The sequence below is a fragment of the Methylocaldum sp. genome, from assembly GCF_035627495.1.
In the GTDB taxonomy this organism is placed as follows: domain Bacteria; phylum Pseudomonadota; class Gammaproteobacteria; order Methylococcales; family Methylococcaceae; genus Methylocaldum.
Map to the genome: position 1 here is coordinate 1 of NZ_DASPLO010000068.1, position 19,946 is coordinate 19,946.

General features: G+C 57.6%; 17 protein-coding genes and 1 pseudogene. 5 read left to right on the top strand and 13 right to left on the bottom strand.

All coding sequences use genetic code 11. The annotated features are described in order from the left end of the window. Positions 1–402: 402 nt before the first annotated feature. Positions 403–1,155 (top strand): hypothetical protein, encoded by a 753-nt coding sequence (locus VEB01_RS05245; protein ID WP_324873442.1) that lies wholly within the window; start codon positions 403–405, stop codon positions 1,153–1,155. Positions 1,156–1,539: 384 nt separating this feature from the next. Here VEB01_RS05245 and VEB01_RS05250 read toward each other — a convergent pair whose 3' ends face one another. From VEB01_RS05250 to VEB01_RS05290, 9 genes and pseudogenes are all read right to left on the bottom strand, one after another. Further along, positions 1,540–2,811, bottom strand: coding sequence for an NAD(P)/FAD-dependent oxidoreductase (locus tag VEB01_RS05250; protein WP_324873444.1), 1,272 nt, complete (start codon positions 2,809–2,811; stop codon positions 1,540–1,542). A gap of 52 nt (positions 2,812–2,863) precedes the next feature. After that, on the bottom strand, positions 2,864–2,995 hold the full coding sequence (gene cydX, locus VEB01_RS05255; protein WP_324873446.1) for a cytochrome bd-I oxidase subunit CydX: 132 nt from the start codon (positions 2,993–2,995) through the stop codon (positions 2,864–2,866). A gap of 9 nt (positions 2,996–3,004) precedes the next feature. Beyond that, on the bottom strand, positions 3,005–4,141 hold the full coding sequence (gene cydB / locus VEB01_RS05260) for a cytochrome d ubiquinol oxidase subunit II (protein WP_324873448.1): 1,137 nt from the start codon (positions 4,139–4,141) through the stop codon (positions 3,005–3,007). A 73-nt stretch (positions 4,142–4,214) separates the two neighbouring features. Then, entirely contained in the window at positions 4,215–4,727 is a 513-nt protein-coding gene (locus VEB01_RS05265) for an aspartate carbamoyltransferase (protein WP_324873450.1), read from the bottom strand. A gap of 20 nt (positions 4,728–4,747) precedes the next feature. Next, positions 4,748–6,325: pseudogene (locus VEB01_RS05270) on the bottom strand (cytochrome ubiquinol oxidase subunit I). Further along, positions 6,325–6,528: a cytochrome oxidase putative small subunit CydP gene (cydP, locus tag VEB01_RS05275; RefSeq protein WP_324873452.1), complete on the bottom strand. Its 204-nt coding sequence runs from the start codon at positions 6,526–6,528 to the stop codon at positions 6,325–6,327. The pseudogene VEB01_RS05270 and the gene cydP overlap by 1 nt, the downstream one beginning before the upstream one ends. 822 nt (positions 6,529–7,350) lie before the next feature. Continuing rightward, positions 7,351–8,124, bottom strand: coding sequence for a DUF2182 domain-containing protein (locus VEB01_RS05280; protein ID WP_324873454.1), 774 nt, complete (start codon positions 8,122–8,124; stop codon positions 7,351–7,353). 3 nt (positions 8,125–8,127) lie between these two features. After that, the gene (locus tag VEB01_RS05285) at positions 8,128–8,736 is read right to left on the bottom strand and encodes a DUF1326 domain-containing protein (RefSeq protein ID WP_324873455.1); all 609 of its coding nucleotides are present in this window, start codon (positions 8,734–8,736) and stop codon (positions 8,128–8,130) included. Positions 8,737–8,809: 73 nt separating this feature from the next. Next, positions 8,810–10,402 (bottom strand): sigma 54-interacting transcriptional regulator, encoded by a 1,593-nt coding sequence (locus VEB01_RS05290; RefSeq protein ID WP_324873457.1) that lies wholly within the window; start codon positions 10,400–10,402, stop codon positions 8,810–8,812. Positions 10,403–10,649: 247 nt separating this feature from the next. On the opposite strand from VEB01_RS05290, the gene VEB01_RS05295 reads away from it, so the two are divergent. The 3 genes from VEB01_RS05295 to VEB01_RS05305 all read left to right on the top strand — a co-directional run bounded on the left by VEB01_RS05295 (position 10,650) and on the right by VEB01_RS05305 (position 12,478). Further along, positions 10,650–11,300 (top strand): DUF938 domain-containing protein, encoded by a 651-nt coding sequence (locus VEB01_RS05295; protein WP_324873459.1) that lies wholly within the window; start codon positions 10,650–10,652, stop codon positions 11,298–11,300. Positions 11,301–11,322: 22 nt separating this feature from the next. Further along, positions 11,323–12,054: an SDR family NAD(P)-dependent oxidoreductase gene (locus tag VEB01_RS05300; RefSeq protein WP_324873461.1), complete on the top strand. Its 732-nt coding sequence runs from the start codon at positions 11,323–11,325 to the stop codon at positions 12,052–12,054. Positions 12,055–12,313: 259 nt separating this feature from the next. Beyond that, entirely contained in the window at positions 12,314–12,478 is a 165-nt protein-coding gene (locus VEB01_RS05305) for a hypothetical protein (RefSeq protein ID WP_324873463.1), read from the top strand. A gap of 75 nt (positions 12,479–12,553) precedes the next feature. On the opposite strand, the gene VEB01_RS05310 is transcribed toward VEB01_RS05305, so the two are convergent. Further along, positions 12,554–13,396, bottom strand: coding sequence for a class I SAM-dependent methyltransferase (locus tag VEB01_RS05310; RefSeq protein ID WP_324873464.1), 843 nt, complete (start codon positions 13,394–13,396; stop codon positions 12,554–12,556). A 250-nt stretch (positions 13,397–13,646) separates the two neighbouring features. On the opposite strand from VEB01_RS05310, the gene VEB01_RS05315 reads away from it, so the two are divergent. Continuing rightward, positions 13,647–15,308, top strand: coding sequence for an MFS transporter (locus VEB01_RS05315; protein WP_324873466.1), 1,662 nt, complete (start codon positions 13,647–13,649; stop codon positions 15,306–15,308). Between the two features lie 64 nt (positions 15,309–15,372). Here VEB01_RS05315 and VEB01_RS05320 read toward each other — a convergent pair whose 3' ends face one another. The 3 genes from VEB01_RS05320 to VEB01_RS05330 form a co-directional block, all read right to left on the bottom strand. Beyond that, the gene (locus VEB01_RS05320; RefSeq protein WP_324873467.1) at positions 15,373–15,825 is read right to left on the bottom strand and encodes a YaiI/YqxD family protein; all 453 of its coding nucleotides are present in this window, start codon (positions 15,823–15,825) and stop codon (positions 15,373–15,375) included. A 378-nt stretch (positions 15,826–16,203) separates the two neighbouring features. Further along, positions 16,204–17,859 carry a peroxidase family protein gene (locus VEB01_RS05325; RefSeq protein WP_324873469.1) on the bottom strand — a complete coding sequence of 552 codons (1,656 nt, stop codon included), beginning with the start codon at positions 17,857–17,859 and terminating at the stop codon, positions 16,204–16,206. Positions 17,860–18,394: 535 nt separating this feature from the next. Continuing rightward, entirely contained in the window at positions 18,395–19,909 is a 1,515-nt protein-coding gene (locus VEB01_RS05330; protein WP_324873471.1) for an FAD-dependent oxidoreductase, read from the bottom strand. Positions 19,910–19,946 lie beyond the last annotated feature (37 nt).

The window sequence follows — 19,946 nt, forward strand, 5'->3', positions numbered from 1 at the left end:
CTTCAACCGAATGACCTTATCTTCACTCATGGCGTATTCGCTCCTCTCAACAGGAATGGATGACCTCGAAGACCATCCAGAATACGCCGCCTACCTCAGCCCCTCATCCACAACTTTCGAGCATAACTCTAGAAACGCCCGTTCGGCTGGGCTTGGGATAGACATGAAATGCGAAACATGCGGCTCATGCCTGAGACTCACTGTCCGGCCGTGATCGATATATGAGGTTCATGGTGAGCCGCTTGCAAAAGCGGTGGTTACCTTATGAGTTATCCTATCCAGCTCATCAGCTGACATTAATTCTGCCAAACCATCGGCTGACTGCTGGTCTTCACGCTCACCGCGCGATACGTCGACGCGGTGGTCTTGCGGCTGCCGCCATTACCGAAACCGCGCCCAATCATGAGATTCACAAAAAGTCTTTTCCATACGCTGCTTTTTTCGTTTTTTCTTTTCACTCTGAGCGGATGCGTTTATCTCCGGCTGCTGGAGGCAAAGAATCAGCTCGCCGACTTCGAACGGAATTTTCGCGTTCAAATCACCGAGGATCATTTCCGCCTCAATTTCTTGAAGCCGGTGCTATTGAGTGAGGATTTCCTTTATCTAACCAAACTGCACCCTAGCCGGGTAGAAGAACTCCCCCAGGGCTACAGGTGGTATTTGGATTTCCGTCAGATGAACACTCGTGCACAGCCGGGGAAATCCATCGTTTTCGGGATGACGTTCAATCGTGAAAATCGGCTGTCCCGTTGGGATTTCTCGCCGGTTTTCCTGGAGATGGCGCCCGCGACATTTCTTGAAGCGTCGATACGATCTTTGGGCAAAGGCAAAGTGGACGAGGGGCATCGACAGTTGAAGGTCGATCCTGAAGACCTGCCGAAGGTTTCGGCTGCACCACCGAACCGGAAGAAAATTTTAGAAGTTTTAGGCCCTCCAGCCGAACAGTCCGTGAAAGACGGTATGACGCTTTACGTGTATCGGTTCAAAGCCGAAGCGATTCCCGTGGGTGAGGAGAACGAAAAAAGGCGAGTCGCCGAGGCCAAGCTTTATTTCAACCCGATTACGGATGAATTGATAAAAATGTCCAGCCGCTTCGTGGGCTTGAAAATCGCCATCGATTATCGAAGGCTCGCTCAGTCAAGCAGGCCCGGTTAAAGTTAATTTCAAGAAATCGCCTAGGAACCTTTGCGGTGTCTCAAGGTCTTTACAATTAATTACCAAGTTTTTTACTTGGTTTTTAACTAAAGATTGGAGATTGTCATGGCTGTATTAGAAGCTACAACGTTAGTACTGGCACTTGGAACGATGATAGGAATTCTGATTACTCGCTTCAGATAATCTAATAGCTCTTTAAACCAGCAGTCGGTGTAGACATTACCAGCATGAGCTGTATTGATACACCGGCTGTATCATCGATAAAAAACCGGCGCCGTCTTTTTCGCCAACCGGAGCGAAAACTGGCGGTGCCGGTTTTTTTAGCCCTTCAATTCCGCCCGGCAATCAGTGTGTTGCAAGCACCGAGTGCCGGGCCACATGGCACTAGCCTTTTAAGCGCACAATGCCCATCAGCTTTAAACCCAACCGTTCGTAGAACGGCTCGCTGATGCCTTTGCGAATCTTGCGGATGAAGTACTTTTCGAACGCGATCTTGGCCAGGTGTACCCAGCGGCCCTTGCTGGCCCAGGTGACATTGCGCGGTGGAATCTGCGGCTTGGCAACGAACGCCACGCCGGTATCGCCGAGGTCGGCCAGGCACAAGGCGTTCCAGGTGCCTTTCTCCGATGGTTCCTTGCCGTCCAGTTCATCGCGAATGTTGTGTGCCGTGGCGGTCACCATCGATTCGATCATATAGCCGGTCTTGGGCGCCCCCGTGGGTACGGGCGTGGGCTCTACCGACGGAATGGCCACGCAAACGCCGACCGAGTAGATATTCTTGAATTTAGGGTTGCGCTGGTATTCGTCGATCAGCACGAAGCCGCGCGGATTGACCAGCCCCTCGATGCCACGCACCGCGTCCACGCCCATGAAGGCGGGAATCATCATGGCGTGCTTGAACGGTACTTCGTGCTTCTGCTTTTCCTGTCCTTTCTCGTCCACCTCGGTCACGTACATCATGTCCTGTTCGATACGATCGACCTTGGCGTTGGTGATGGCCTTGATGTGATGCTGCCGCAGTTCGCCTTCCAATAGACCCTTGGTATCGCCCACGCCACCCAAGCCCAAGTGGCCGATATAGGGCTCGGACGTGACGAAGGTGATCGGCACTTTGTCGCGAATCCGCCGCTTGCGGAGGTCCGCATCGGCGATAAAGGCGTATTCGTAGGCCGGTCCGAAACAGGACGCACCCTGGACCGAGCCGACGACGATGGGGCCCGGGTCTTTGACGAACTCGTCCCAGAACTCACCTGCCTCGGCGGCGTGATCGACGTGGCAAATGGATTGCGTGTGACCGTGCGGGCCGAATCCCGGCACGTCCTCGAAAGCCAGCTTGGGGCCCGTGGCGATGACCAAATAGTCGTAGTCGACGCTGGTGCCGTCGGCCAGCTCGATCTGATTCCGGTCTGGGTGAACCCGGTTCGCTTTCTGGTTGATGAAGGTAATTTTCTTTTTCTTGAACATCGGCGCCAGCTCGACCTTGATGTCGTCCGGCTTTCGCCAGTTCACCGCCACCCAGGGGTTCGACGGGACGAAGTGAAAGGTGGCACTGTCGGAAATGACACAGACCTCGTCCTCTTTCCGGGCCAATTGTTTCATTTCGAGAGCCATCGGAACGCCGCCGATGCCGGCGCCTAATACAACGATGCGGGCCATGGTTAGCCTCCTCCGTTCTGGTTGTTAATCAATCAAGAATGCTTGATTGAATCTACGTTGATGGATCGCACGACGGGTCAATCCCGCCGGCATCCATATTGCACTCCGCCTCCAGCCACATCGCGTTGATGATGCCGAAAGCGCAGGCGAAACCGACACCCAATATCCAAGCGAAATACCACACGTTCTTACCTCAATACAAAGAATGCTGATCTTTCAGCACTTTCTCGGGAGTGACGCTCCCCCACAGCACCCTATACACCCAGCGGGTATAGGTCAGGACGATGGGCAGGAAGATTACCGTGATCCAGAAGGCTAACGCCAGAGTGAAGCGGCTGGAGCTGGCATCCCAGATAGTCAGGCTGTGATTCGGATCGCTCGACGAAATCACGAGATACGGAAACAGTCCGAAGCCGAGCGACAGCAGTACCCCGGCGATACCCACCGAACTGAACACGAAGGCCCCGATGGACGTATGCTCCAGGGCCGAACGCCACGCGAGGAACAAGCCTAAGAACCCGAGCGCGGGCGCAACCAGCATCCAGGGATGGGACACGAACTGACCCAGCCAGCCGGATGTCATGGTCACGGTTTTGTTGAGCGAGTTGGACGGAGCATCGGTACCCGGCATGGCGGTGATTTCCGGGAGGCTCATTCCGAAAGCGACCCACAAGCCCACCAAGAGCACGGTGCCGATCACAACGGGTCCCAGCACCCGTACCACGGCCAGCGCCCGCCGGTAAAGCTCCCCTTCCGTGCGCCACTTGAGATAAATCGCACCGTGGAACAGGCTGAGCAGCAATCCGATCGCACCGCAAAAGAGCGCGAAGGGATTGAGCAAGGCGAAGAAGCTGCCATCGTAATACGGTCGAAGATCCGCGTCGAAATGGAACGGCAATCCCTGAACCAGATTGCCCACCAAGACACCGAGCAGAATAGGCGGCACCGCCCCTCCGATAAACAACCCCCAATCCCAGGCGTTGCGCCAAACGGGGTTTTCCAGCTTGCTCCGATAGTCGAACCCCGCCGGCCGGAAGAACAAAGCAAACAGCACCAGCAGCATGGCCACGTACAGCCCCGAGAAGAGGGTCGCGTAGACCAGCGGCCAAACGGCGAACAGTGCGCCGCCCAAAAGGACCAGCCACACCTGGTTGCCCTCCCAGGTACCGCCGACGGTATTGATGACGGCGCGGCGTTCCAGATCGTTCCGCCCAACGAACGGCATGAGCGCGCAGATACCGAAGTCGAACCCTGAGGTCAGAACGAAGGCGATGATGACGACCCCGGTGAACAGCCACCAAATGATTCTTAGAGTTTCGTAATCGAACATGAGGGTTCCTCGTTATACACCCTCTCCCCGCGGGAGAGGATTAGGGTGAGGGAAATCCGAATCAAAATCACGCTTACCTTTCATGCAACCGATGCTGTTCGTGCCTTGAAACCGCATGCCGGGCATGGTCGCTCAACTGGGCATCGAAGTAGCGGTGGATCGCCTGGACCAAATCTCTTTCTCCAGTGAGATAGTCGATCTGTGCGCCGTCGGGCAACTCTTGGTATCGGTATTCGATACGGCCGGCTTGCGCATTTTTCATCGCTTCCAAACCGGGCATACCGCCACCATGAATCCGCGTCGGGCCGGAAAAATCTCCTCGGGAAAAGGCGGTTGCAATTTCTGCCAGATGCTCGCGGATCAGACAGATTTGCTCGGCATCGGCGGGGTTCTTGGCGACGACCTGCTGCCGGCCGCCTTGTTCGGTTTTCATGAAAATGTGGGTGGTTTTTTCCAAACCGAACGGCATGACCTCGGCGCCGCGCCCGGCCACTTCATCGAGCCGCGCCTCGCTCGCGGGCTCGACGGCTGAGGCCGGGAGGGCGGTCAGCAAGGTTACCGATAACAATAACTTCAAGGTTCTCATAATACGTCTCCCGTTTCGGCTCAGGCCGTTCGTGCAGCCGGTTTCGCCCCGAAGTGATACTTTCCGGTATGCAGGCTGCTCAGGCTGCTCGGCCCCAGGCGCGCGTATTTGACCATCAGGAACATCTCGATGACCAACAGAACGGTGTAGAAGAACACGAACCCGCCGATGCTGAACCAGAGCTAGTCGGAACTGATGTTGGACGCGGACAGGTGGGTCGGCAGCACGCCGGAAATGGTCCAGGGCTGGCGGCCGTATTCCGCCACGAACCAACCGGCTTCGGAGGCGATCCACGGCAGCGGGATACACCAGGTGGCGAGCTTGAGTAGCCATTTCTTTTGGTCGGCCACGCGGGTCGCGCAGAAATAGAACGCCATGGCGAATACGAACAGCATGGTGAAACCGGCCGCGACCATCAGACGGAACGTCCAGAACAAAGGGGCCACCCGCGGAATGGTGTCGTTGGCGGCCTTTTGGATCAGTTCCTCGGAAGCGGCAGCCGGATCGGCAGTGTATTTCTTGAGCAACAGCCCATAGCCGAGGTCGGTGACGTGCTGGTCGAATAGCGCCTTGGTAGGCTCGCTCTTGTCCCCCGCCCGCATTTTCTGCAACTGATCGTAGGCGATCATGCCGCTTTTGATCCGATCGGCGCTTTCGGCGCGCAGTTCTTTAATTCCCCTGACTTCCTCATCGATGGAGCGGGTGGCGATCAGCCCGAGCACGTAGGGCACCTTGATCGCAAAATGGGTCTTCTCCGCCTCCTGATCCGGAAAGCCGATTACCGTGAAGCTGGCGGGCGGCTCGTGGGTGTCCCATTCCGCCTCGATGGCGGCCAGCTTCATTTTTTGGGTTTCACCTTCGGTATAACCGCTTTCGTCGCCCAGGACGATCACCGACAGCACCGAAGCCAAACCGAAAGCCGCCGCGATGGAGAACGAACGGCGGGCGAAGCCGAGGTCGCGTCGCCGAATCAGATACCAGGCACTGATGCCCAGCACGAACATGGAGCCGGTCACGTAACCCGCCGCGACCGTATGCACGAATTTGACCTGGGCCACCGAGTTGAAGAACACGTCGGCGAAGGACGTCATCTCCATGCGCAGGGTCTCGTAATTGAACGCGGACCCGACCGGATGCTGCATCCACCTGTTGGCGATGAGAATCCACAAGGCCGAGAAACTGGTGCCGAAGGCCACCAGCCAGGTGACCGCCAGATGCTGAACTTTGGTAAGTTTGTCCCAGCCGAAGAAAAAGAGCCCCACCAGGGTCGATTCGAGGAAAAAGGCCATCCAGCCTTCGCTGGCCAAAATCGGGCCGAAGATGTCGCCCACGTAATGGGAGTAATACGCCCAGTGGGTACCGAACTGGAATTCTAGGGTGATACCAGTCGTGACGCCCATCGCGAAATTGATGCCGAACAGCTTGCCCCAGAACTTCGTCATGTCCTTGTAGACTTCCTTGCCGGTCATCACGTACACCGACTCCATGATGGCCAGGATGAAGGCCAGCCCCAGGGTCAGCGGCACGAACAGAAAGTGATACATGGCCGTGAGGCCGAACTGCAGGCGCGACAAATTGACGATATCTTCACCGCCTATCATTTGACTTTCTCCTGGTGGACTGAAGGAATGCGGTCTGATGAAAACAGTTCCGTAACGGCGGGCTTGGGTGCATTCGGATCATGACGGAAGAACGCAAACCACAAGGCGCTCAGCAGGACAATCTTGAGGATCAGAGCCAAGGCAATTTCCCACCGGAGACGGTCACGTCCGCTAGGAAAATCTGAAGTGCAATCACTCATGTCGGGTTTCCGGATGTTTTTCATTCGTGGGCCACGACGCCGCGCTGCCCAATTGTTATCCGCTCCCTCGAAAAAAAAGACCGTCCTTGGCTAGGGGGAAACACCAGTCTTAAAGGACTAATTCTTTCTCGGTTTGCACCTGACAGCGAATGCGACTCGCCGCCATGTCCTGGAGAATAAGCCCTACATAAACAGTAGCTAATATCATTACAAGCTCCATGCCAAGCTGCTTAATCGAATCGCACCGCAGCACATCGCCCTACTGAAAGGCTTCGCCGCGACTCCGGCGTTTCATATGAAACAGCTTTGAAACAACACCGCGTATCTTGAAACAGGATGAAACATTGATGGCCGGACCAAGTCTCGATGGCTTTTTTCGCAAGGTGGCAACTCGCCGATGTACAGTGCAAGGAGGCCCGGCCTGATAAGGAGGCCGCCGTTGGCGCATCTTAGTTTGGGGCGGGTCTCGCCCCGCAGGCGAGTTCCTTTCTTTTGCTTGCCCAAAAGAAAGGAACCAAAGAAAAAGGCACCCGAATGGCACGCTGATCCTGCGCGTCGCCGCCTTGAGCCGGGGGCGACCAAAGGCACGTCCGTGTGCCTCGGTCGCCGCGCGCGATCCCTCGCGCGCCCCTTGCGGGCCGTTCCGGCCCAAGGCGGCGATGCTCGGGCGCGCCCTAACGGGACAATAAAAAACCCATCCGGTCGGATTCGAAAATGGTCTAGGCAGGAGATGCGATCGATAAAGGTGCAGAGTTAGAGACCGGCGGAAAAAGCCGGCCGACACTGAAACGGAACCCGGATTTTTTGCGGTCTGCCGTCACGTCACAGCCATAGAGCGCAGCCCCAGGCGATTAACCCGAGCCCAATCAGTTTCCGAACGCTTTCCTGCGGTCCGGGAACATAACGCTCGGCCAGGATCGCCAGAGTAATCACGCCCATCCACAACACGTTCATGACGCCCACGGCGAACATCACCAGCATTTCCGCCCAGCAGCAGCCCACGCAGTAAAGGCCGTGATGAAGGCCCAATCGCCATCCGCCACGCCAACCAGGCCGCCCATGGGTGAGCAGAAACCCCATGGGCGTTCGGCAGTGATTCAGACAGGCCGTCTTCCATGGCGTGAATTGGTAAATGCCGCTCACGATCAGGATAGCTCCGGACACGATGGAACTGCGGCTGTCCATCATCGGCGTCAACCAATTGAAACCATGGAACTGCCACTGGAGCAGAGTCACGATGATTCCGAACCCCATCCACAGCGCGATGTAGCCCAACAGAAACGCCGATAGATTAATTCGTGCATCCGACCGTCGGCTCCGGTCGATTCGCGCTATCAGCACGGCCATCGGCGTAACTACCGGCAGCATCATGGCCAGCATCATGATCAGCCACATCGCCCCGGTCAGTCCGAAGTCGGTTAGCGACCAGCGCCAGGTGCCGGTTGGCGGCATCCACATACGGTCCATGGGCAAACTGTTCATCGCCACTTGCTGCTGATAGAGAGCCCACCACGCCGCGATCGTGGCGGCGCCGAGTCCCGCGGCAATCAGCAGACCCTGGACCGTGCCCTTGGAAATTTTCGCCGAAGCAGCCATGGCTTACGGGTGATACGCGAAGGGAGAGAAATAGCCGTTGCGCCCGGAAAACTCCCAATCGAAACCATAGTCCTGATAGCGGTAAACCTCCGACTTCGCCACCACGGAAGGGTAAGAGGGCACCACGCACAAGGGCGGATTCGTGATCGTGGACTCGTTTCCGTCTATGCCGTCGATGGCGCGTATGCTCACCTCCGCGAGGTCGGACATCAAAAGGCGCCGCTCTTTCCCGGCGGCTTCGTAGGTCATCGGCACGTGCTTCACACCGAGCACTTCGCCGACAAAGCCCGCCAGCAATGCCGGATGCCCGCCCGACTGGCCGGCGAAAATTTTGGTCAGCGCCTCCGATTGGGCCGCATCCGCCCGCTCATCCAGATAAAGCGCCGCCTGCCAGTTGCCTTCCTTCATATGTCCCGGCGCATAGCACGCCAACGCGACGTTTAGTCCATCCAGCGTAACGCCTTCCGAATGGCCCTTATCGATATGCCAGGCAACGAGCAGCTTGCAGTCGCCTTCACTGGGCGGATTGAACCACACGCATGGGCAGGCCGTTTCACAGTTGCAGGTTTCGAAGTAGCTGCCTTCCAGATGCCAGGGATAGGATTTGCTCATGATTTGACTCCACAAGATATTCACGTTGGATTGGCGTTTCTAACGAAGTTCGCGCCCAAAAGCGCAGGCTACACTACCGGTCCTTGGCCATTTTGGACCGAAGCGGGCGAAACGGAGAGGGATCGATGCCGAGCTCACTCAGCTTCAGATACACCGCGCGTGGCGTCAGTTCCATCCACTCGGCCACGCGATTGATGTCGCCCTGGAAACGCTTTAACGCCTGATCGAGGTATTCGCGTTCCACACGGTCCAATACCTGCTTGCGAATAGCCTTCCAGCCGCATTCCATAGAGACGGCGGAACTCAGCCCGACGTCGGCATCGGCAACTTCTGCACCTTGGGCGAATAGGACCGCCCGCTCCAGGACATTTTCCAATTCCCGAACGTTACCGGGCCATGGATAGGCCCGCAGCCGTTCCATGAGGGCAGCCGTCACCCCCTGAATGGGTTTCCGGTAGCGTTTGGCCAGCCGCTTCAAAATCAGGTCGACCAGGTAGGGGATATCTTCCGACCGTTCGGAAAGCGGAGGGATCGCCAATTTCACCACATTGATGCGGTAGTACAGGTCTTTACGGAAGCGTCCCTCGGCCACCGCTTTTTCCAAATCGCAATTGGTGGCGGCAATGATCCGGGTATCGACGTTCAAAGTGCGGTGTCCCCCCACCCGCTCCAACTCGCCTTCCTGCAGCACCCGGAGCAACCCGGTCTGGACCGCCGGGGTCAGTGAATCCACTTCGTCCAAGAAGAGGGTTCCACCGTCGGCCCTCTCGAAATAACCGCGGTGAATCTCGATGGCACCCGTGAACGCGCCCTTTTCGTGGCCGAACAGCACGCTTTCCACCAGTCCCTCGGGAATCGCCCCGCAATTCACGGCGATGAAGGGCTTTTCGCAGCGCTCGCTCATGGCATGGATGGCGCGGGCGACCAACTCCTTGCCGACCCCCGTCTCGCCCCGAATCAGCACCGTGGCCGGGGTGGGCGCCACGATTTCGACCGCCCGCAGCACGTCCTGCATGGCCGGGGACTGCGCAACGATAGCCGGCCGCTCGGTATCCGGAAGCATGGGATGGCGTACATTGATCTGGCACCAGATTCGGTGCATGCGTTCCTCGATACGGGCCTGCAAGTCGCAGGTATGTTTTTGTTCCGGCTTGGGCTCCGGTTGATCCCGATATTCGATTCCTTGCAATCCCGTGGCAGTCTCGTGATTCAAATAGATGCCCACTTCACAGCCTTCATGGCCGAGCGCGATGCGCCGTTCCAGTACGACCTTGGCGTAACCGAAGTTGCGCGCCGCGATGCCGCCGAAAACGCTGGAGGTCATCCGGCACAACTCCGGTGAATTCTTCACGCCCTCGCCGAACGGGCAGCGGCTGCTGGCCACCCGGATGCACTCCGCATCGCTCGAAATCAAAGAAAAATGCCCGCCGATCTTGTTCTTGAGACCGATGATCAAATCCGCGTAGCTCTCTCGATCCAGGGCCTGGTCGAGGGCGTACTCGGTCCTGAACGCTTCTTCAAAGAATCGCCCGGCGCTACGGGCAATCCGCTCGATGATCTGCCCCGCCTGGGCCGAGCCCGCCTCCTCGCACAGCTCCATCAGTTCGATGACGAAAGTCTGGAGAAAGCCGATTGGAGTCAACTGGGAAAATTTTGCCTGGTTCATGGAGGGCGCGCGTGTTGCATCATGGATGCAATAGACTAAACCGGTCCCTTAAGATTTAGGAAGCTATTTTTCATCCAATGAAGTTGTATTTCACCAATACCACACAAGAACCTTCATAAACGCTTGTTTTTACGTGAAAACGAGTCGAATAATGCTGGCACGCAAACTGCTCAAAATATGAACGTCCGGTATCCGGACACCGTTGAAATTCACTACAACAAGACAACATTCCACGAGGAGAATTTTCATGTCCCAAGAAAGACCACCGCTTGATCCGCACCCGTTAAGCCCTTATGTCTCCTGGGCGGGGCACCGCAACCGCGATCCGATCCTGGAAACCTTCAAGCAGAAGTTTCCAACGACGCCGGGGAACGTACTGGAGTTCGCGAGCGGCAGCGGTATGCACATCAACTACTTCGCGCCGAATTTCCCGCACCTGGCGTTTCACCCCACCGACATGAACGAGCACGCCCTGGAAAACATCATGAGAGTCACGTGGGAAAATCAGGTACAGAATGTGGTGAAGCCCATCCAATTGGACCTAACCCGCGAAGAGACCTGGCCCCACCCGGACGAGCAGCTCTTCGATGTGATTTTCGTCATCAACATTTTTCAGGTCGCTCCCATTTCCGTCGCCGACGGCATGATGAAGTGCGCCTCGCAATTGCTGCACAAAAACGGTTTCCTGTTCATCTACGGACCTTTCAAGGACCGCGGGCAATACACTACCGAATCGAACCAGGAGTTTGATCAGATGATTCATTCGGCGGGTGTCTCGGAGTGGGGCCTGAAGGACATTGCCGATCTGGAAAAAGCGGCGCACGGTCATACCCTTGCGCTGAGCGAAAAGATCAACATGCCGGCCAACAACTTCGGCCTGATCTTCACCCGAGCCTAAACGTCGCAGCGAGCACCTTGACATGACCGATCGTAAAGCCGTCGTCATTGGAGTTGGACCTTCCAAGGGCTTGGGCGCGACCCTCGCCCGGCGTTTCGCGCGCGAGGGGCTGAAAGTCTATCTTGCCGGCCGCACCGCCGAGAAACTGGAACGGATCGCGGCGGAGATCCGAGCGGCCGGCGGCCGGGCGCTGCCCGTGGCCACCGACGCCACCGTCGAAGGCGACGTCATATCGCTGTTCGAGAGAGTTTCCGGCGATCCCGGCTCACTGGATATCGTCGCCTGCAACGTGGACAGCAATCAGCGGGCTCCGCTGCTGGAGACCAGCGGCGATATGTTCCGGCAGCTTTGGCTGCAGAATGCCTACGCCGGCTTTCTGGCGGGGCGGGAGGCCGCGCGAGTGATGATCGATCAAGGTCACGGGACTCTGTTCTTCACGGGCGCCAGCGCCTCGTTGCGCGCCCGTCCTCCGTTCACGGCCTTCGCGGCCGCGAAAAGCGCCCTACGGGCCTTGGCCCAGGGCATGGCTCGGGAATTCGGGCCGCAGGGCATTCACGTGGTGCATGTCATCATCGACGGCGTGATTAATGGCGAGCGGGCTCGCAACGCCTTTCCCGAATTCGTCGCACAAAAAGGCGCCGACGGTCTGCTCGATCTGGACGCCATTGCCGACACCTACTGGCTGCTGCACGGTCAGCAACGCAGCGCCTGGACGCACGAACTGGACCTTCGCCCGTTCAAGGAACCGTTTTGATTCTGTCCCGCTTGGCTCCACCGGAAAATCGAAGGGTCTCCGACTCCAACATGTAGGCCGGAATAAGCCCTTCGGCGGGGCTCAGGACAGGCTCCGCGTTTCCGGCAGAACAGCGCCGGGAACGGCTCCGCCCCTTCGACAGGGCTCAGGACAGGCTTATCCCGGCCTACCCAGGTTTCTTTTCGTTGATCGACTACCGGCAGGGATTCGACGCGGTCTAACGTACGGACATTTACACGGTATTTGGAGATTCGCCGCCATGGATACCTACCTTTTGGCTCTGGGATTACTGCTCGTCGCCAGTCTCGGCGCGTTCCTCACCGGGGCTATCCCCTACCCCTACGGCTGGCTGGTGTTGATCATGCTGCTCATCGCCCGGTGGCTGCAGCTCAAACAAGGCAATAATCGAACTCGGCGACGTTAGCTTATGACTCAGGCTTCCGTCGCCGGAAACCGAAGCACGTAGCTATTGCCCCCGTCGGGCCGCTCGCCCAAATGTTTACTTGGCGAACTTAAGCGTCATCCGGTCGCTCTCCCCGATAGCGAGGTAGCGATCCCGATCTTTTTCGCCCATCCGCAAAGCGGGCGGCAGAGTCCATACGCCCTCCGGATGATCTTTGGTGTCCTTGGGGTTGGCATTGATCTCGGACTTGTCCGCGAGTTTGAAACCGGCTTTTTCGGCCAAGGCAATCACATAATCTTCGGTCACATAGCCGGTCTTCATCATGTCTTTAGGTGAAGTGCCCGGCTTGGCGCGATGTTCGACCACGCCGAGCGTCCCGCCCGGCTTCAAAGCCCGGTGCATCGCTTTGAACATGTCGTCCGCCGTGCCGTCCGCTATCCAGTTGTGGACGTTCCGGAAGGTCAGCACCAGATCCGCCGTGCCCGGAGGCGCGAACTCCGCCTGTTTCGGATTCTGCATCGAGGTCAGGACGACCCTGTCGTAGACATCCGGTCTCGCCTTGAGCTTGGCTTCATAGGCTTTCTGCATCTTGGCGGCGTACTCGGGCATCCCGGGTTGGATCGGTCCGAAACCGACCGCGTAGAGTTTTCCATCGGCACGCAGGACAGGCGCGAGAATTTCCGTGTACCAGCCGCGTCCGGGCGAGATCTCCACCACCGTCATGTCGGGCCGAAGGCCGAAGAAGCGCAGGGTTTCCTTGGGATGCCGGTATTGATCCCGGTCGCGGTTTCCGGCATCCCGGTGATCGCCTCGAAGCGCCCGATCCAATGCGTCTTCAGCCGCGACATTCCCGGCCGATGCCTGTTCCGAGACAATTCCGCTTATCAGCGCCCCCAACAACAGGGTCTTGAACATCTGTGCCAAGGAATGCGATTTCATGCTGGGCCTCCACATTTTCTGAAATTGCTTGACGTTTTCTTTCTCTTGCTTCCGGCACATAGGCTATCGCGCCGTATCCGTATTCACTCATCCGGTTCTATCAGAATCGCACAACGAGGTAAACCGGTCCCGCCGAGTAAGACGGCTGTCTCGGAGCGGCCTTCCAAGCTGAATCTATGCAAAAACCTCGGAGAGCCCGACGGCTTGTTCTACAATCGCTCGGGACGTTTACCTATGGAGAGAGATTCCCATGCATTGGAAAGAGTGGCTCGACCGCAATGTTTTCGACCTCGGCCGCCAGATGCGGCTGAGCTATCTTCCGCCCATCATGGTCTACATGGCGGCCGGGATTTCCGGGCTGACCGGCATCGTGGGCACCTTCTTCGTCAAGGAATATCTCGGCCTGTCCGCGGAGTTCCTGGCCGCCCTGAGCTTTTGGATGATGCTGCCCTGGACCTTGAAAATGCCGCTGGGTCATCTGGTAGACCTGATCTGGCGCCACAAATCCGGCCTCATTATTCTCGGTGCGGGGCTGATTTCCGCCAGCCTGTTGATCATGATCGGCTTGCTCGACAGCCCGGCCGCCATGCGCGAGATTCTGCCGACCGAAACCTGGTACGTCCTTTCCGCCCTGCTGGCGCCTATCGGCTACGTGCTGCAGGATACGGTGGCGGACGCCATGACCGTCGAGGCGGTGCCGCGCGTGGACCGCGAAGGCCGCCCGATCGAGGAAGAACAGCTCCGCCTCGCCCATACCACGATGCAGACTTTGGGGAGGGTCGCGATTATCGGCGGCACCCTATTGGTCGCGGCGGTCAACGTGTATCTGTTCAGCGGCGTCGAGAACCTGAGCGGACCGGAGAAAACCGCGGTTTATCTTCAGATTTACCGGCTGGCGCTGATCATTCCGGCCGTTTCCGTTCTGGGCGTGGCGTTAGCCGCCGTTTTGCGCTGGCGCGACGCGCAACGGTTGGCCTCTCAGGGATTTGAAACGGATGAGATTCAGCGGCTCCTAACGAGACCGATCGACGAATTGCCCGAGGTAAACTGGTGGATTCTGGGCGGCGGCCTCGTGTTCGTCCTGTTCTCGGTCGGCATGGGTCTAGCCGCCGTGCCTTTGAACGAGGAAATCATCTTCATGGGCTCCCTCGCCATCGTGCTGTTCCTGATGCGGCGGCTGACCTCGGATCTCCCGGACCGGGCCCGCAACGAACTCTATGCCACGGCCATCGTAATCTTCGCGTTTCGCGCGATACCTTCGACCGGGGCCGGTTCGAGCTGGTGGATGATCGACGACCTCGGCTTCGACCAGCAGTTCCTGTCCCAGCTTTCGCTGATCGCCAGCGCGTTGACGCTGTTCGGCATGTTCATCTTCCGCCGCTTCATGGCCGAGCGTCCGATCACCTATATCATCGCCGTTTTGACCGTCGCCGGCGCCGTCCTTTACCTACCCAACATCGCGATGTTCTATGGATTTCACCACTGGACCGCCGCGCACACGGGCGGCGTGGTCGACGCCCGGTTCATCGCTTTGATCGACACGGCCCTGGAATCGCCCCTGGGTCAAATCGCGATGATTCCCATGCTGGCCTGGATCGCCAACTCGGCTCCGGAGCGACTCAAGGCGACCTATTTCGCCGTCATGGCGGCCTTTACCAACCTGGCCTTATCGCTTTCGCAATTGGGCACCAAGTATCTGAATCAGGTGTTCACCGTCACGCGCGAGGTCAGGAATGCAGCCACCGGGGCGCTGGAGGTTCCCGCCGATTACAGCGAACTGGGCGCATTGCTCATCACCGTCACCGTAATCGGACTGGCACTGCCCATGGCGGCCATTTTCACCGTCAAACGAACGCTCTTGGCGGGGCCCAAACCCGAACCGGCCGCCGCGGCTGGCTTCGAGCGTTCCTGATGGCCGGCGACGCGGCGATTGAATCCGCTAAAGCGCTCGCGTCACGCTGGGCGTGAAGCTCTGCTTAATCCTTGGGCTGTCGGGACAAGAAACGATCCAACTGATTCGCGAAGGCCTGGCGGTCGCTTTGGCTCAAGGACGAGGGGCCGCCCGTCTCGACGCCGCTATTGCGCAGCTCCGTCATGAAGTTGCGCAGCGTCAGTTGTTCGCGGATGTTGTCTTTCGTGTAGAACTGCCCCCTCGGATTGAGCGCGTAGCCGCCCTTCTCGACGACCTCGGCGGCCAGCGGGATATCCGCGGTGACCGCCAGATCGCCGGGCTGGATTCCCTGAGCTATCTTGTTGTCGGCCACATCGAATCCCGCGGGCACGCGAAGAGCTCTGATATAACGCGACGGCGGCGTCCGAAGCGGCTGATTGGCGACGAGAATCAGCGAAATCTGCCGCTTTTCCGCCGCACGATACAGAATCTCCTTGATGACGTTCGGGCAAGCGTCGGCATCGACCCAGATTTGCATGACAGGTTTCCTGATAAGTTGAGGATGCGCCGGATGATCTCATCCCGCGCATTCCACCGGCATGCATGATTAGGCTGCTGGTGAAAATGTCCGATAGGAGTGGGCTGGGCAAGGTAGGGGCGTCCTCGATTCAACACCGCTGAACCGCCGCCCCATATCCTCGGTTCAAAGCATTGTAATTCAAATGGTACTCATGACCCTCATGTCGCCTTCGCGAGCGGCATGTTCGCCGGATCAGCGTCGCGATAGGAGCGGGGCACGTTTAACTCCCCCAATGGCGTTACTGCTCCTTGCAACACGAGAGAACCGGACCAACTACAAGCCTCCGATTCGCGATCGGCCACTTTTCGCCAGCGCGGTTCACCCCGTAATGCTGCCTCAGCGATCGCGCTTCGTTACGAAAAATACGTCTTCCTGAATGTTTCGTATTGACGTATTACGGCGAATGATATCGGACAGACGCGTGCGGTGCACCATGGCAAGATCCTTCCCTTTCAGTGTACGGGTATACCAGTAGCGATCCCCCGCGCGGCTGCGGTGGAATTGGTCCACAAGGATAGTCCTTAGCGTTTCGCCCAGCATCGTGCCGCGGATATCGTCCTCGCAGAGAAGTCCCACGAACAGATCGATCTCGTCGACATTGCCGTAAAGCTGCTCCAAGGTCGTTGCCAAAGCCCGATCGGAGGTGATCTCGGAGAAACTGGATTTGCGCGGCAGGCCAAAATCCGAGCGGACGGTATTGAAGTCGGGCAATCCCATGTCGCGGCCGCGCTGTATGTTCAGCGCGATCAGGTCCAGTCCGCCGGCCCCCGGTGCACCGAACAGGAAATTGCGGACGTCGTCGATTATTTTGTTGTCCAACTCCTGCATGCGCTGCGCCGCCACACCGCGGATAAGGGGCTCGATGCCGTGTCGCGCCAACATGGGCGGAGCTGCCTCGAAAAATGCATCGCGGAGCGAAAACGGGCCTTCTTCGATCGACTTGCCATTTTCCTTAAGACGCAGGACTTTCGAGCTGAGCATGGTATGCCCGAGCCGGAAGGCGGCCGTCGAAAAGAGCGAGCTGAGCCCCGGATTGGCGCCGGCATCGTAACGCCGGGTTGTGTGAAGACCGCCTCGCCCCAAGAGAGCCGGCAGATATTCCTCATACGTCACATGCTGGATCTCGGCGATGACGATCTGTCTGGCGCGCTGATAGAGTTCTTCGTCGTCGAGGCTCGGCTTCGCCTTGCGGATTCGGTCGACTTGATAATTATGTTCGCGCACGAACAGCGTGTGCATGGCGGCAAGCGTGGGCTGCTCGTTGGCCCGGATGTCGCCCGCGACGAAAAGCTCGGGCGATAAATTTGGCTTTTCCGGCGTGCCGGCGTTCGGTTGCGTTCCGTCGTTGTGCGGAAGCAGGTTGCCGGACGAAACCTTCAGGTAAGGGCCAGACCGAAGCCAGGCGGCGCGAGCTCCGTCGGACCCGTAGACCATGGAGCCGTCGATGTACCCGGTGACTTCGTTGATCTGCTCGCGCGGATTGCTCGTGCTCCTCCCGGTGGCCGCATCGAAAATCGCGCGACGGAACGGCATCGTCTTGGTGCCCGTTCCTTGAGGATCAAAGAACGCATCTCCTGCGGGGATGTCAATCGGAAAGTTCTCTGCCGTCCCTTCGGTAAGCCCCAAGTCGTGATCCAAAAATTGACCCCAGGTCCACATGAAATCACTTTGGCCGCCTCGCGCAGGGATGAGCGCGTCATTCTGGGTGAAAACGGCATTGCTGATCTCGCGGGGACTCGGCCGCGTGGCACCAGCCGGCGAGGCAATGCCGTCCGCGTAGTACGCGCCGCTCGCGCTCCGCAGCAAATGAGCACTGGGCGTCCCCCATGTGGGGTTGGCGATATTGTTTCCGTAACCGTCGATGGTGCGGTAATCCTGTGCATGAGCGGCTTCGGAGACGTAAAAGACGGTTAGCGCCACAACAGTCCAAAGCGTGGCGCCGGACCTTTTATGACTCTGCCGTAAACCGGCGGGGTGTTCGTCGTGTTGCATAGTTCACTTCCTTTGTGCACTACTGAAAAAGTCCTTTTTACAGCTTTAAGAAGCGCTACCAGGTACCAACGATACCTGTATATATTCGAATCCATTTAGGCTTTACATAACCACCTCCATAGACTAAATACCTTAACGAGCAGCATCTCCATCGAAGCCCACAGGCATTCTCGCTCGGCCATTACCTGATGAGCCACCTCAAAAAAGTAGTAACTAAAAAATAAAACAGATAAATATTCGAAACATAAGTAGATGAATAATCTATTGTTACAGAAAAAAAAATAAGGAGGGTTACGGAGAGATGCGGAGGAATCGAAAGCAGGCAAAAAAGGGAAATAACAGCTTCGCCAGTTATCTAAAATCCAGCTAAAGCATTATATGGGTTAGTTTTTGTTAATATTTTATCTATATTGACGTTTATTCGTTACAACCCTCCTGCCGCTCTCGGTATTAGAGAACAGAGTTAACGAGAAGCGTTTTAAGGCGCTCGGCAGCCGAAAATAACCCTCTGCTGAAAGGCGCAATCGGTAACAGGCTACAGTGACTCAGGCTCGAGATTCTTTATCGCAGGACCCGATATCACCTTCCCCTCCGCATCGAAGCGTGAGCCATGGCAAGGGCAATCCCATGACTTAGCCGCTTTATTCCAGTGAACGATGCAGCCGAGGTGCGTGCAAACGGCGGACACCGCATGAATTTGGCCCGTCTCGTCCCGATGCACAGCAGTCTTTTTGCCATGGAAGTTGATAATCTCCCCTTCTCCGGGAGCAACGGTCTCCGGGGTCTGCCTCAAGCCGGACGCCAGTTTGTCCTTCAGCCACATTTCCCCGATATGGACGTTTTTTTTCAGGAGCTTCGCACCCGACGTCTTGAGATTCACGCGCGTCGCTCGGTAAAGCTCTGCCCAGCGGTTGTGATTGCCGATAATTTCGTCGGAAAGAATCGTAGCAGCCATCGTGCCGTTGGTTAAACCCCAGGCGCTGAATCCGGTTGCCGTGTAAAGGTGCTTCGAGCCCGGCGTGAGATGACCGATATAAGGCACGCGATCTGCGGCGTCGTAATCCTGATTGACCCACTCGTATTCTATGGACGCACCCTGAAAGCGGTTTTGGACGAACCACCGCAGCTCTCTCGACTTCTGCGCGGTGTCCGCGTGACCCGTCGGATATCCCTGTCCCGAAACGATCAATAACGGCCCTTTGTCCGTCGGATGAACGCGGACCGAATACGAGGGCTCCCCCACCGACAGAAACATTCCATCGGGAACCTGCTCCGGGGCCACCCGAATCCCGACCACGACGTGCTGCCTGGGGAATGCCTTGGCGAAAAACCCACCGCGATCCAGAATGGGAATATTGGTCGCGATGACCACATCTCGCGCGGTGACTTTCCCCTTGTCAGTCAAGACCTGACAAGGCGCTCCCTCTTCGACGTCCAGAACCCGGGTATTTTCAAAGATCGCGCAGCCGTCGCCATCCACGGCCTGAGCGACCGACAACAAATACTTCCGCGGGTGGAACCGTGCTTGGTTATCGAAGCGTACCGCACCGACAATCGGAAAAGGCAAAGTCGTTTCGGTGACAAGATCGACTGGCAATCCCAGCCTTGCGGCAGCTTCCCGCTCGGCTTCCAAAGCCGGCAACTGCTCCTTCGACTCCGTGACGGTGTACGCCGCCTGGCGCTCGAAATCGCACTCGCTGCCCAATTGCGTTCGTATGGTGTCAACAATCTCGATCGCGGCTTGATTCGACTCCGCGTAGACGCGAGCACCGTCTTCACCGAAAGATTTGATCAGATAGGAGTAGATAAGACCGTGCAGCGAGGTGAGTTTGGCGGTGGTTCGCCCCGTGACCTGCCCGACAATTTTCTGCGAGTCGATGACCGCCACGCTTCGCCCGGCCCGTTTCAGGAGGAGCGCCGTGGTCAAGCCCACAATGCCGGCGCCGACAACGGCCACATCGACGGAAAGATCACCCGGGAGCTCTGGGTAGCTCGTCTCCGGTGTGGAATCGATCCAATACGAGACGTGCTTGGTAGAAATATCGGCCATCCTAGCCTCCGTTCAGTCCTTTGGGGCTCCTGAGCTT